Consider the following 12,939-nt stretch of genomic DNA (forward strand, 5'->3'; position numbering starts at 1 on the left):
AGCGCCGTTACGGTCCCGTAGCTCAGATGGATAGAGCAGCAGCCTTCTAAGCTGTTGGTCGCTGGTTCGAGTCCAGCCGGGATCGCCAAAGATTATCGATGCCAGCGATCGCCTTTGGCTCCATCGGTTCCGGCCGTCACCAAGGTGTCACCTCCCCAGGGTTGTACTAGGGTCGAGATTCAGGCACTTTAACCATCTGAACTGGGGGCTGTTCCACTGGGCGAATCGTCGATCCGACCGACCATCGTGCTGTTTGATCTCGATGGAACATTGGTGCACCACGTCAATCCGCGCGTGCTGCAGATGCTCGAAATGCTGGACGATTGCTCGCACCGGGCCGGACGGCTGGTGGCGCGGTTCCGGCTGGCGCGGCGGGCTGCGGGCAAGCCGGAGAAGACGCCCAAGCTTTTCGTCCACAAGGCTATCCACAAGGTTCGCCGCAAGAGCGTCGAGCAGATGCTGGTGCCCTGCGGGACCATGCGCAACGTCCTGGAGCGGTTGCGCTCCGAGGGCGTGACTCTCGGCGTTGTCAGCAATGGATTAGGCCGTGGCTATGGGCATGATGTGCTCGAGGCTTTCGGGCTTAGCCGTTACTTCAGCACGGCAGTGTTTCGAGAAGACGTGTCGCGCGGCAAGCCTTGGCCGGACTCGATCTGCGCTGCGCTGTCGGGGATCGGCCGCGAGCTTCGGCGCAATGACGTGATCTGGTATGTCGGCGACCAGCGCAAGGATATCACTGCGGCCATCGCCGCTTCGACCAAGGTCGGCCGTCCGATAAGGCCGATTGCGCTCGGTGCACGGGCTGCGCTTGGGGCGGTCGAAGCGCGGCTGAGCCCGAGCCAGATCATGTGGACGCCAGGCGACTTTGAACGCGCGGTGCGCAGCGTGTTTGATGAGGATCTGCGGCACTGGCTGATCGATCCGCTTCCGGCGCCGCTGCTTTAGACGACGGCTTCTACCTCCCCTTACTTCTGAAGGTTGCGGTTTAACCCGATACGCCGGCTGCTGCACCTCACTCTCCTTGAGGGGATTGCGTTGGAGCTTAGCCGCAAGCTTTACGGAACTGTGGGGGCGGGGCTGCGAACTCGGCCGGTGTGCTTGGCCCCACCCCACCCAGCTTTGCTAAGGCTCTTCGAGCCTGGCGCCGCTACCCTCCCCCTCAAGGGGAGGGAGGTGGAAGCACTGGGAACGGGTTGGAGCAACTCAGAAATCGAAACCCATCTGGTTGATGCCAGTGGGGGTGTCGGGTCGCTTGGCTTTGGGGAAGAGCTCCGGGATCGGGGTCGGAGCTGGCTTTACGGGTTCTAAAGCCTTTGCTTTTGGCTTGGCGGGTGCAGTCGCCATGGTGTCGATCCAGGCGGTGGCTTTGCCAAGCTTCTCGAGCTTGAGCGCGTAAAGGTTTTCGCGCCCTTTTTTGACTTCGACGACAAGGCCAGCCTCCTTCATGACGCGCAGGTGGCGCGAAATGGCTGGGCGGCTTATCGAAAAGGCATCGGCGAGTTCATGCACGGGGACTGAGCCGGATCGCAGAATTTCGACGATGCGGCAGCGCGTGGCGTCGGCAAGGGCGGAATAGATGGCGATAGGCGGCTTGGACTTGCGAGACATGAGGCTGTTTTAGAGTAACGGCAGGGTTACAGGTCAAGCGCCGAGCGTCGGCAAAAAAGGCTTCTTCACCGGATTTCTGCGGCGTCAGCGTCGCAGCAAGGAACTTGTAGCGGCAAAAGGATGTTTGGCTCAGGTCCACACCGCAGGAAGCGGAGAAGGAGGGGCCATGAACGAGACGACTGCCGCCGACCGATCCTGGTGGAGCCGCGAGCATCGCCCCTGCACACCAGCCGAGATCATCGCGGACGCCGCCGTTCATATTCTGGGCCTGATCGTCGCGGTTGCGGCAGGGTCGATTCTTCTCACCTTCGCATTCCTCCACACGGCGCCAGAATTCTTTCCCGCACTGGTCGTCTATGTCGCGACCCTCATCGTCGTGCTCGGCGTATCGTTCGCCTTCAACATGTGGCCGGTTTCTCCGGTCAAGATGTATTTGGCGCGGCTGGATCAGGCCGCGATTTTTCTATTTATAGCAGGTACTTACACGCCATTCCTTGCGGTGATGGGCGGAACGCCGATCGGCGTGATCATGATGAGCTTCGTGTGGGGTATGTCGCTGATCGGCATTACGCTCAAGCTTGTCGTGCCGCATCGGTTTGGGCGGATCGCTATCGCGCTTTACCTGATCATCGGGTGGAGCGGCGTGTTGGTTTTCCAGTCACTGGGCGAGACTTTGCCGCCGACGACGCTGTGGCTGTTGCTGGCTGGCGGCGTGACCTATTCGGCGGGGATCGTCTTCCACGTTTGGGAAAAGCTGCGGTTTCAGAATGCGCTGTGGCACGTGTTCGTCGTGGCGGGTGCGAGCCTGCATCTGTGGGCGGTGATCGATTGCATGGTGGTCGCGCGGCTGTAACCGCCAATTCTCTCCAAGCAAAAGGCACCCCCATCCGAGCGACGCTAGGCTCGTCCCTCGCCAAGCTCTGCTTGCCTTCCCCCTCGACGGGGAAGGTGGGATCGAGTTTGGGCGACCTACTGCGCTATTCTGTCGTGCTCAACCGTGTCGCCGGCTTCGATGCCGAGCTTGGTTGCGACGCCGCCGGGGATTTCCAGGACGTATTGGACTGGGCCATCGGAGGGGATGGAGGTCCGGTCGTGGGGGCGGGCGTTGCTGTGGATGTTGAGGACGGTGCCGTCGGCCTCGATGAAGAGCATATCGAGGGGGATGTAGGTGTTCATCATCCAGAAGGAGACCGGACGTTCTTCTCCAAAATCGAACAGCATGCCGGCGTCGTCGGCCAATTCCTGCACATACATCAGGCCCTTGGCGCGGGTCTCAGGCGTGTCGACGACTTCGACCTTGAAGCTGTGATCGCCGTTTGCCGAGTGGATGACCAGGGTGTCTTCGGCGCTGCAGGCGGCGAGCGGAAGGCTGATCAGAAGCGCTGCACCGGCAGCAAAGAGACTGCGCGGCAGGCGCGATTTGGCTTGTTCGGCGACAACATGAAACACGAAATGTAACCTCTGATCCCTGCCCTAGTGCGACGACGGGGCGTCGCCCCAGCCTTCGGGCCGGATTTCGGCGACCATCAGGCCCTTGGGCCCCTCACCATAGCGCACCAGAACGAACTGGCCCGGACGCAATTCCGTGATGCCGAAGCGGCGCAGCGTTTCCATGTGGACGAAAATGTCGGGAGTTCCCTCTCCGGCCGACAGGAAGCCGAAGCCGCGAATGCGGTTGAACCACTTGACCTCGAGCCGAACCATGCCCGAGCTCGGCTCGACCACGACATGGGTGCGCGGGGCCGGCATCTGCGAAGGATGGCGGGCAGTCGAATCGTCCATCGAAACGATGCGGAAGGCCTGAAGGCCACCAGGACGGTTCAGCGCCTCGACGACGATGCGGGCGCCTTCATAGGCAGTCTGGTAGCCGTCGCGACGAAGGCAGGTGACGTGAAGAAGGACATCGGCCATGCCGTTGTCGGGGACAATGAAGCCAAAACCCTTGCCGGCATCGAACCATTTGATGGTGCCGGTCACTTCAATAGTATCGGCCTCGGCGTGGCCCCCTGGGGAGTCGGCCGGACGGATCGAACCGGTTTCAGAAAGGTCGGCAGGCATTTCGCCCTCGCCACTGACCTTGGCCCCCATGACTTTACGCCTTTTCACTCGCCCGCCGCGCGCGGGGTACGCCACACAAGATCAAATCAGTCTGTCCGATTCAGTGCCAAAAGTTAAGAAGATCTTGCGATTTTATCCAACGCGGCATCGGCCGTCATTGCGGTGCCCCGATTGGCCTGTTAGCCGGGGGCCAGAACAATTGCCGGAGAAGCCAAATGAAGTATCTGCACACGATGGTGCGCGTCACCAATGTCGAAGAAAGCCTGCGGTTCTACTGCGAGGGACTTGGGCTCGAAGAAGTGCGCCGCACCGAAAATGAAAAGGGCCGCTTCACGCTGATCTTTCTTGCAGCGCCGGGCGATACGGGCGGCGAGGTCGAGCTGACCTATAACTGGGATCCGGAGGAATATAGCGGCGGGCGAAATTTCGGGCACCTCGCCTATCGGACCAAGGACATCTATGCGCTTTGCCAGCATCTGCAGGACATGGGCGTGGTGATAAACCGGCCGCCGCGCGACGGGCATATGGCTTTCGTGCGCTCCCCGGACGGGATTTCGATCGAGCTGATCCAGGAAGGGCATATGGATCCGCAGGAGCCATGGAAGTCGATGGCGAATACTGGGGTTTGGTGATCGCCGGACACCCCCACCCCGCCTCCCCCTTTAGGAGGGGGAGGAGTTCGGTCGAAGTTGGCGGCGCCTTCTTCGCGTTAACCTGGCGCTAACCCTCCCTCTTAGCCGGGGGTTAGCGAAACCGATCGTATTTTAGCGACTGTTCCCCATGACCCATTGCTTGTTGCCGAACGGCGACAGTGCTCGGGAGAGTCGCGATGTTTCGTCCCCTCCGCAGCCTTGCTGCCGTTCTTGCCACCGCACTGATGCTGGCCGGTTGCGTGCCGATGGCGATGTTCGCCAGCGGCAGCGGCTCGGGCTATTCCGGCATGCGGCAGGACTGGGGGACCTATGTGAGCTCGAAAGAGGTCAACGCCTTCTGCATCTCGCCCAAGCTGCGCTTCGTGATCTGGGAGTTCGAGGGCAAGTTCGGCAAGAAGGTGGTGATGAATTCGGGCTATCGCGATGGCCAGCACAATGCGGCGGCCGGCGGCGCGGACAATTCCTACCACACCAAGTGCATGGCGGCGGATTTCTACATTCCGGGCGTGCCCAAGGAGCAGCTTATCGCCTTCGCGATGAGCCTCGACAGCGTTGGCGGGCTCGGCTGCTATCCCGGCCGCAGCTTCATTCATGTGGATATTCGCGACCGTCCGCGCGGCTATCGCCGGCCCGTCACCTTCTCGGGCTGTTGAAAACTTCCCTCTTTTCGGGGGCCAGAAAAAATCCTCACAGGATCAATGCGAAATGGGGTTGCGCAAACAAATCGCCCCCCTTATACGACGGCCATCGCGCTGATGCGCCCTTCGTCTATCGGTTAGGACGGCACCCTTTCACGGTGCAGAGAGGGGTTCGATTCCCCTAGGGCGTACCACCCTCCCCTTGCGTGTGCGAGGCGGAGACGGTACAAAGGCGGCGGTTACGCGCCCTTCGTCTATCGGTCAGGACGGCACCCTCTCACGGTGCAGAGAGGGGTTCGATTCCCCTAGGGCGTACCAATCTCCTTCCTGTTATTTTTGGTTTGGCCAAAGTCAGTGCGCGGCTCTCGTTCGCCGTCCGCGCCAATGCCGTCGACGGCGCCGGCCTTCAGTTGGCCGGGTTCTTGGCAAGCGCGGGCGTAACCAGCAGGGCTGCGAGCAGCACCGGAACGATGACCCAATAAGAAAAGCGGATGCCGATGTGTTCGGCGATGAAGCCGAGAAGCGGCGGGCCGGCAAAAAAGACGACAAAGGTCGTTTGACTCAGGGCCGCCACGTTAACGGCTGCGGGGCGATCGGTGCGGCGCGCGGCGGCGGAGATGGCCAGCGGGTAGACCGAGGAGCAGCCGATGCCCGCGAGGGCGAAGCCGAGCAGCGCGAGCATCGGGCTTGGTGCGGTGGCCACCATGACGAGGCCGGCGATGGCCATGGAAAGGAGCACCGTGGCGACGGGACGTGGGCCGAAGCGGTCGACGACCGGGTCCATGCCGAGGCGGCCGATGGCGATGGCGAGAGAAAAAAGCGTGACGCTGAGACCGCCGATCAGCGGCTGAACATCGAAGGCATCGCGCATGTAGATGGCCGACCAATCGACGCCTGCGCCCTCGACCCAGAGCGGGGCAGCGCCGAGGAGGCACAGCGGCAGCATGCCGATGGTGGGAAAGGCGAAAGGTGGCTGTTCGCCGTCGACGCCGTTGTTGCGTTTCGGCGGGGTGCGCATGGGCGAGAAGACGATCGTGCCCGAGACGACCACCACGGCAAGGACCGCGGCCATGTGGAGCTCGACGGATATGCCGGCCTGTCGGAGCACGGCAGCGACTAGGGCGGTGAGGAAGAAGCCCAGGCTCCACATGCCATGGACGCGACTCATGATGCGGTGGCCGAGCAGTGCCTCGTGCCGGTCGGCTTCGACATTGGCATTGATCTCGAGAGCTCCGGCCAGGATGCCCGCCATGAACATGAGCGGCGTCGCTAGGGGAGCCGAGGGCATCCAGGGGACCAGAGCGTATAGCAGCGAGGCCCCGAAGATGGTGACGAAGGCCGTGGTGCGGGCGCCGAAGCGTTCTACGGCGCGGCCGAGGAAAGTGAGGCCGACAAGGACGCCGCAGGACATGGTGATGAGGAGGAGCCCCACCTGCCCTTCCGTCAGCGCAAACTCGGTCTGCAGATCCGGCAGTCGCGACAGTAGCGCGCCCATGGCCAAAGCAAAGACGAACTGCAGAAAATAGACGCGTTGGTGCGGCAACATGGGTGGGCTCTGTGCTGATGGCAAAGGTGTTTAGCACCAAAACTTCAGAGATCGATTCACTTCCCGAGCATTCGAGCGTGTCGCCAGATGCAAATTTTTGATGCACGCTGTTCGGGGTCGAAGTAGATAAAGACCGACACTCAACAATAGTCACGGGGACTGGCTATGTCGGCACTTGCGCGCGGCGCCTTGGTTGTTTCTGCACTGCTGTTTTCGTTTTCACCGATTTGGGCGCAGGAGGCTTTGCCGGCGCCGACCGGTCCTGTGATCCTGACCGTTACCGGCGCGGTCGCGGTCAGCAATAGCGATGGCGGAGCAGCCTTCGATCGCGAGATGCTGGAAGGGCTTGGCGTGGTCGAAATCAAGACCACGACGCCTTGGACAGATGGCGTGCAGACCTTCGAAGGCGTGTTGGGCCGCACGGTGTTCGAGCGCGTCGGGGCGACGGGCGAGAGCGTTTTTGCTTCCGCGCTCAACGACTATACGGTCGAAGTGCCGATGAACGATTTCCAGAACTACGACGTCTTGCTGGCGACCAAGGTCAATGGCGAGGAAATGCAGGTCAGCGACAAGGGTCCGATCTGGATCATCTATCCGCGCGACGATGAACCAGCCTTGCAGGACCGGCGCCTCCATGACCGCTGGGTGTGGCAGCTCAAGGCGCTCGACGTGAAATGACGGCGCGGCCCTGGCGCTCGCGGCCCTTCCTGGTTGCGGCGCTTGCCCTGACGATGTTGTTTGTTTTGCTGCTGACCGCGGTGACGCGGCTGGCGCTCAACGAAAGCCGCCTGCGCGGCGAGCCCGCCGAAGGCGTGATCTGGTTTTCAAGCCAAGGCCAGTATGAGGCCATGCGGCTTGCCGATACGGCGCTGCTGTTCGAGGCCGGCCGCGTGGCGCGGGACGAATTGCAGTTGCGGTTCGATCTGCTCGACAGCCGCATCAAGCTTTTCGAAGAAGGGCAGATGACGGCGCGTGTCGCGGCCATGGGCTATGACGACGAGATCGCAAACCTGCGTCCCCTCCTCGAGGCGGAGCGGCCGATCCTGGCAAACCTCACGCCCGCGGACACGGACGGCGTGCTTGCCTTGCACGAAATGGCGCGGTCCATCGCCGCGACCATGCGCGACTTCGCCAATGCCGGCATGCTGGACGGGCGGGATCGGCAGGAAGCGGTGCGCGCCGGACGGCAGCAGATTCTGTTCGAAATCTTGGGCTTTCTCCTGGCAACTCTGGTAGCGGTCGTGATTGTCGCCATTCTTATGGTGCGCGGCCTACGAACGGCCATGCGCGCCGAGGCAGCGCTTGCTCATGAGCGGGAGGTTTCGCGCCTCCACCGCGCCTTCACCTCGGTGGTGTCGCACCAGTTCCGGACGCCGCTATCGATCATCGATTCGAGCGCGCAGCGCATGTTGCGGCGCGGCATGGAGATGACGCCGGACGAGTTGAGCTCGAGGATCGGCAAAATCCGCAATGCCTGTCTGCGGCTGACGCGGCTGATGGAATCAACGCTCAACGCGGCGCGGCTCGAGCAGGGCGAGATCAGCTTCCAAGCCCGGCCATGCGATCTTCCTGCGCTGGTCGCAAACGTCGTCGACAACCAGCCGGACGAGGATCAGCGGCGGATCGAGCTCGATATCGGCAATTTGCCGAAGCTCGTTCAGGCGGACACGACGCTGCTCGAGCAAGCGGTGCAAAACCTTGTTTCCAATGCGCTCAAATATTCCCCGGGTGACGCGCCTGTGGAGGTGCGCGGTGAGCGTCAGGGTGGCGATGTGCTGATCAGCGTCGAGGACCGCGGCGTCGGCATTCCGAGCGACGAGATCGGTTTCGTCACCGAGCGATTTTTCCGGGCGCGGACGGCCGAGGGCCTGCCGGGCACCGGGATCGGGCTCAATTTCGTGTCGCAGATCATGGCGCTGCATGGCGGTAAGGTCGAGGTGCGGAGCGCCGAAGGGGTGGGCTCGACCTTTACGCTGCGATTTCCACTGCGTGTGGTGGAGCCGGCGGCACTCACGGCAATGGACTCAGCGGCCTAGGTCTTTTTCCGCCAGTTCGCGGAAGGCGTCTGGGACGGACTTCCGTTTTTCCAGCTGGGTGACAGCATAGCCGATGCTGTCGCGGCCGAAGCGGTCGCGCGCTTTGTCCATGGCGCGATCAGCGGACCAGCGGGCAGCTCCCTGCCGGGCACCGGGGCGGCGTTTTTCGTCCGGCAGGCCGAGCGGCAGTTCGAGCTGGATGTGGGGCTGGTCGTCGATATGCGAGACGGACACAGCCAGCAGCGAGATGAAGCGCTCGCGTGGGTGATCGGCGAGCGCGGCGCGCACCAGTTCTTCGGCGATCTCGGCGACCATGACAGTGGCGGAAATCGGCGCATCGAGGGTCATGGAACGGGTGACGGCGCGCATGTCCGCAAAGCGGACGCGGATGGTAATGGTCCGGCCGGCCAGGGCCTTGGCGCGAAGGCGCGAGGTGACGCGATCGGCGAGATGCCGCAGCGTTGGCTTGATCGTGGCTTGGGTAGCCGGTTTATGGCCAAGCGCGGACTGGGCGCCGGCAGAGCGGGCGCGCTTGTGGGTGACGATCTTGCGGCTATCGCGATTGCTGGCAAGATCGGCGAGCTTGTCGCCGGCGGCGTCGCCCAGGAGGCCACGCAGCGAGCGCCCCGGCGTAGCGGCAAGCTGGCCGATGGTTTCGATCCCCTCTTCCTTGAGCTTGCGTTCGGTGACCGGACCGACGCCCCACATGAGCCCGACCGGCAGGTCGCGCAAAAAATCCATTTCGGTCCCGGGCGCGACATGGACGAGGCCGTCGGGCTTGGCGACCTGCGAGGCGATCTTGGCAAGGTGCTTGGTGCCGGCGACGCCGACCGAAATGGGAAGACCCAACTCATCGCGGACGCGGCGGCGGATGGTGGCAGCGATGGTTTCGGGGGAACCGAAGAGGTGGGTGCAGCCGGCGACATCGGCAAAGGCTTCGTCGATGGAAATGCGCTCGACGGCGGGTGTGTAGTCGTGGAGGACGGCGATGGCGGCGTCGCCGAGGCGCTGGTATTCGGCAAAATTGCCGCCGGTGAAGATCAGTTGCGGGCAGAGTTCGCGCGCCTTGCGGCCGGACATGCCACCATGCACGCCAAAGGCCTTGGCTTCGTAGGAAGCGGCGAGGACGACGCCGCCGCCGACAGCAATGGGTTTGCCGCGCAGGTCCGGGTTCAGCAATTGCTCGACGGATGCGTAGAAGGCGTCGAGGTCGGCGTGGAGGATGGTTGCGGGCATGGTGTCCTCGCGGGAGTGTTCTCTATTTGTTCTTATCTTGATCAGGGAGTCAACGTGGCGGAAGTCGGTGACTGTGGATTGGGTCATGCGCCTCCCTCCCCTTGAGGGGGAGGGAATGAGGGTGGGGTGGGGTCGCGGGAGTGGAGTTCGGGGCCCCACCCCACCCAGCGTCGCTAGGCTCCTGCGTCGCCAAGCTTTGCTGCCCTCCCCCTCGAGAGGAGGGAAAGGAAGAGCCGAGATGTCAGGTAGCTAGGCCAACTGCTTTTCTATGTGATGGCGGCCGATGGGGACGATCATGGGGGTGTCGGAGATGGGGTCGACGACGACGCGGGAGGTCATGCCGAAGACGGATTTGACGACGGTTTCGGTGACGACGTCGACGGGGCGGCCCTCGGCGACGATCTGGCCAGCTTTCATGGCGACGATGTGATCGGCATAACGGCAGGCGAGGTTGAGGTCGTGGAGGACGACGACGACGGTGCGGCCGCGTTCCTTGACGAGATCGGTGAGGAGATCGAGGACTTCGACCTGATGGTTGATGTCGAGGAAGGTGGTGGGTTCGTCGAGCAGGAGGAGGTCGGTCTGCTGAGCGAGCGCCATGGCGATCCAGACGCGCTGGCGCTGGCCGCCGGAGAGTTCGTCAACGGGGCGATCGGCGAGATCGGCAGTGTCGGTGGCGGCAAGGGCTTCCGCGACGGCCTGGTCGTCCTCGGGGGTCCAGCGGCGGAACCAGCCCTGATGCGGGTAGCGACCGCGGCCGACGAGATCGGTGACGGTGATGGCGTCAGGGGCGATGGGGGATTGCGGGAGGACGCCGAGGATGGTGGCGACATCGCGGGTGCGCATCTGGTGAATGGGCTTGCCATCGAGGTAGACGGCGCCGCGGCTGGGCGTCAGCAGGCGGGCGAGGCCGCGGAGGAGCGTGGACTTGCCGCAGGCATTGGCGCCAACGATGACGGTGAGCTTGCCGGCGGGCACCGAAAGGTCGAGGGCAGAAACGATCTGGCGGTCGCCATAGCCGAGGTCGAGACCGGCAGCCATGAGAGAATGATTGGCGGACATGGTTTACGCTCCGATCAGTTTACGCGGCCAGACCGGCCGGAGGTTATGAGCAGCCATAGCAGGAAGATGGCGCCGCAGGCACCTGTGACGACGCCTACCGGCAATTGTGTCGCGGGCAGCATGTGCTGGGCGATGAGGTCGGAGACCAGCATGACGAGGGCGCCGATCAGCGCGGCATGGAGGAAGCCCCGCCCTGCCCCCTTGAGCAAGGCGCGCGCCAAGGGGCCGGCGACGAAAGCGACGAAGCCGACGGGACCGACAGCGGCGGTGGCAAAGGCGGCAAAGGCGACGGCGACGAGCATGAGGCCGAGGCGAGCTGGTTCGACCGGGGCGCCAAGCGCGCGGGCGGTGTCATCGCCCAATTCCATGGGATCGAGGCTGCGGAGCAGTGCGATCAGCGCAGGGATCAGCACGGCCATGGCGGCGGCGAGGACGAGAAGATCAGTGTAGCGGGCGGCGTTGAGCGAGCCGACAAGCCAGGACATGGCCTGCTGGACTTCGTTGATGCGGGCGCGGGTAAAAATATAGGAGATGGCGGCGATGAGGACGGCATCGGTGCCGATACCGATAAGGACGACTCGGTAGGGCGTCAAGCCGTTGCGCCAAGCGAGGAAGTAGATGGCGAGCGCGGTGAGGACGGCACCGGCGAAGGCGCCGAGCGAAACCGCCAGGCCGGTCCAGCCCAGGATGATAATGACGAAGACGGCGGCGGCGCTGGCACCGCGCGATATCCCGATAATGTCGGGGCTGGCCAATGGGTTACGCAAAAGCGTTTGGAAAATGATTCCGCTGAGACCGAAGGCGGCGCCGGAGGCGATGGCGAGGAGTGCGCGCGGCAGGCGGACCTGGAGGACGATGAAATCGACCGAGCGATTGGCAAGGCCGGTAAGCGGGGAAAACAGCGACTGGATGATGCCGGAGACCGGAATCGGGAAGTCGCCCAGATACATGGAGAGGGCGAAAGTCACGGCCAAAGCAGCGGCTAGTGCCCAGGCAAGACGATTGCGTCGGGACGCGGAGTGGGCACGCGAGGCGATGATGCCGGTGGTGTCGATCGCGGCGGTCAAAGTGCGGCCAGCTTCTTGCGGCGGACGAGCGCGATGAAAAAGGGCGCGCCGATCAGGGCGGTGACGATGCCGACCTGCACTTCGCCGGGCGGGGAGATGACGCGGCCCAGAACGTCGGCGCCGAGCAAAAGGATGGGCGCGAGGAGCATGGAATAGGGCAGGATCCAGCGGTAGCCGGGGCCGGTGATAGACCGAGCGACGTGGGGCACGGTGAGGCCGACAAAGGCAATGGGGCCGGCGGCGGCAGTGCTGGCGCCGGCAAGGATGACCGCGGCAAGGCCAGACAAGGCGCGGGAGATGCCGATGCGCTGGCCCAAGGCGCGGGCAACGTCATCGCCCATGGAAAGGCCATCAAGGAGGCGGGCAACGGCGAGGGCGAGGACGGCGCCGACGATCAGAAAGGGCGTGACCTGGAACAGGATGTCCATGCTGCGGCCGGCCAGAGAGCCAACCTGCCAGAAGCGGATTTCGTCGAGGGTGCGCTGGCTGGTCAGGAGGATGCCGTTGATGACCGAGAACATGACGGCGCTGAGGGCCGCGCCGGCTAAAGCGAGCTTGACCGGCGTTGCGCCTTCGCGCCCCAGCGAAGCCACGGAGTAGACGACCAGCATGGCGCCCCCTGCCCCGAGAAAGGCGAGCCAGACATAGCTCGAGAGCTGGGTCATGCCGAAAAAGGCGACGCCGAGCACGACGGCGAGCGAGGCGCCAGCGTGGATGCCGAGGATGGACGGATCGGCCAGTGGATTGCGCGTGGCGCCTTGCAGGACGGCGCCAGCAAGGCCGAGGGCAGCACCGACCAGAAGGCCGATGACGGTGCGCGGCAGGCGCAGGTCCCAGATGATGCGGTGCTCGGTGGCGGTGGCGTCATAGGCGGTGAGCGCGCGCCAGACGGTTTCGAGCGGGATGGGGCGGGCGCCGACAGCAAGTGACAGCGCCGCGATGGCGGCAAGCATCATGGCGAGCAGAAGCAGCCCGAGCGTGAGCCGGGCTGCTTTTTGCGCGCGCGGGGGCGCCGATGCCGTCAGCGTCGTCAAA

14 protein-coding genes and 3 tRNA genes are annotated in these 12,939 nt (G+C 63.7%); 9 read left to right on the plus strand and 8 right to left on the minus strand.

Annotation, left to right across the window (positions count from 1 at the left end; translation table 11 throughout):
- Window positions 1–11: 11 nt before the first annotated feature.
- Both JI748_RS07700 and JI748_RS07705 read left to right on the plus strand, forming a co-directional pair.
- Window positions 12–88, plus strand: a tRNA-Arg gene (locus JI748_RS07700).
- A gap of 158 nt (window positions 89–246) precedes the next feature.
- On the plus strand, window positions 247–945 hold the full coding sequence (locus JI748_RS07705; protein ID WP_201636559.1) for an HAD hydrolase-like protein: 699 nt from the start codon (window positions 247–249) through the stop codon (window positions 943–945).
- A 258-nt stretch (window positions 946–1,203) separates the two neighbouring features.
- Here JI748_RS07705 and JI748_RS07710 read toward each other — a convergent pair whose 3' ends face one another.
- Window positions 1,204–1,608: an ArsR/SmtB family transcription factor gene (locus tag JI748_RS07710; RefSeq protein ID WP_201636561.1), complete on the minus strand. Its 405-nt coding sequence runs from the start codon at window positions 1,606–1,608 to the stop codon at window positions 1,204–1,206.
- A 166-nt stretch (window positions 1,609–1,774) separates the two neighbouring features.
- Between JI748_RS07710 and trhA the strand changes: the two genes are divergently transcribed.
- Window positions 1,775–2,461 (plus strand): PAQR family membrane homeostasis protein TrhA, encoded by a 687-nt coding sequence (gene trhA, locus JI748_RS07715; protein WP_201636563.1) that lies wholly within the window; start codon window positions 1,775–1,777, stop codon window positions 2,459–2,461.
- Window positions 2,462–2,577: 116 nt separating this feature from the next.
- Here trhA and JI748_RS07720 read toward each other — a convergent pair whose 3' ends face one another.
- Together JI748_RS07720 and JI748_RS07725 are read right to left on the minus strand one after the other, a co-directional pair.
- Window positions 2,578–3,057, minus strand: a complete 480-nt coding sequence (locus tag JI748_RS07720) for a DUF192 domain-containing protein (protein ID WP_233280634.1) — start codon at window positions 3,055–3,057, stop codon at window positions 2,578–2,580.
- Between the two features lie 24 nt (window positions 3,058–3,081).
- A complete protein-coding gene (locus JI748_RS07725) occupies window positions 3,082–3,696 on the minus strand; it encodes a cold-shock protein (protein ID WP_407644949.1) in 615 nt (204 codons plus the stop codon).
- A gap of 185 nt (window positions 3,697–3,881) precedes the next feature.
- Between JI748_RS07725 and JI748_RS07730 the strand changes: the two genes are divergently transcribed.
- From JI748_RS07730 to JI748_RS07745, 4 genes are all read left to right on the plus strand, one after another.
- A complete protein-coding gene (locus JI748_RS07730) occupies window positions 3,882–4,298 on the plus strand; it encodes a VOC family protein (RefSeq protein ID WP_201636565.1) in 417 nt (138 codons plus the stop codon).
- A 197-nt stretch (window positions 4,299–4,495) separates the two neighbouring features.
- Window positions 4,496–4,972 (plus strand): YcbK family protein, encoded by a 477-nt coding sequence (locus JI748_RS07735; protein ID WP_164535342.1) that lies wholly within the window; start codon window positions 4,496–4,498, stop codon window positions 4,970–4,972.
- A 104-nt stretch (window positions 4,973–5,076) separates the two neighbouring features.
- Window positions 5,077–5,151 (plus strand) — tRNA-Glu (locus JI748_RS07740).
- 49 nt (window positions 5,152–5,200) lie between these two features.
- A tRNA-Glu gene (locus JI748_RS07745) sits at window positions 5,201–5,275 on the plus strand.
- A gap of 88 nt (window positions 5,276–5,363) precedes the next feature.
- Here JI748_RS07745 and JI748_RS07750 read toward each other — a convergent pair.
- Window positions 5,364–6,503 (minus strand): MFS transporter, encoded by a 1,140-nt coding sequence (locus tag JI748_RS07750; protein ID WP_201636567.1) that lies wholly within the window; start codon window positions 6,501–6,503, stop codon window positions 5,364–5,366.
- A gap of 165 nt (window positions 6,504–6,668) precedes the next feature.
- Between JI748_RS07750 and JI748_RS07755 the strand changes: the two genes are divergently transcribed.
- Window positions 6,669–7,181 (plus strand): molybdopterin-dependent oxidoreductase, encoded by a 513-nt coding sequence (locus JI748_RS07755; protein WP_201636569.1) that lies wholly within the window; start codon window positions 6,669–6,671, stop codon window positions 7,179–7,181.
- Entirely contained in the window at window positions 7,178–8,539 is a 1,362-nt protein-coding gene (locus JI748_RS07760) for a sensor histidine kinase (RefSeq protein ID WP_201636571.1), read from the plus strand. Before JI748_RS07755 ends, JI748_RS07760 begins: the two co-directional genes overlap by 4 nt.
- On the opposite strand, the gene dinB is transcribed toward JI748_RS07760, so the two are convergent.
- From dinB to JI748_RS07780, 4 genes are all read right to left on the minus strand, one after another.
- On the minus strand, window positions 8,528–9,775 hold the full coding sequence (dinB, locus tag JI748_RS07765; protein WP_201637132.1) for a DNA polymerase IV: 1,248 nt from the start codon (window positions 9,773–9,775) through the stop codon (window positions 8,528–8,530). The two genes, JI748_RS07760 and dinB, sit on opposite strands and share 12 nt — an antisense overlap.
- Window positions 9,776–10,024: 249 nt before the next feature.
- Window positions 10,025–10,837: an ABC transporter ATP-binding protein gene (locus tag JI748_RS07770; RefSeq protein ID WP_201636573.1), complete on the minus strand. Its 813-nt coding sequence runs from the start codon at window positions 10,835–10,837 to the stop codon at window positions 10,025–10,027.
- 14 nt (window positions 10,838–10,851) lie between these two features.
- Complete coding sequence (locus tag JI748_RS07775) at window positions 10,852–11,904, minus strand: FecCD family ABC transporter permease (RefSeq protein ID WP_201636575.1); 1,053 nt, start codon at window positions 11,902–11,904, stop codon at window positions 10,852–10,854.
- The gene (locus tag JI748_RS07780) at window positions 11,901–12,938 is read right to left on the minus strand and encodes a FecCD family ABC transporter permease (protein WP_233280636.1); all 1,038 of its coding nucleotides are present in this window, start codon (window positions 12,936–12,938) and stop codon (window positions 11,901–11,903) included. The genes JI748_RS07775 and JI748_RS07780 overlap by 4 nt, the downstream gene beginning before the upstream one ends.
- Between the last annotated feature and the right edge of the window lies 1 nt (window position 12,939).

The sequence above is a fragment of the Devosia rhizoryzae genome, assembly GCF_016698665.1.
GTDB lineage: Bacteria > Pseudomonadota > Alphaproteobacteria > Rhizobiales > Devosiaceae > Devosia > Devosia rhizoryzae.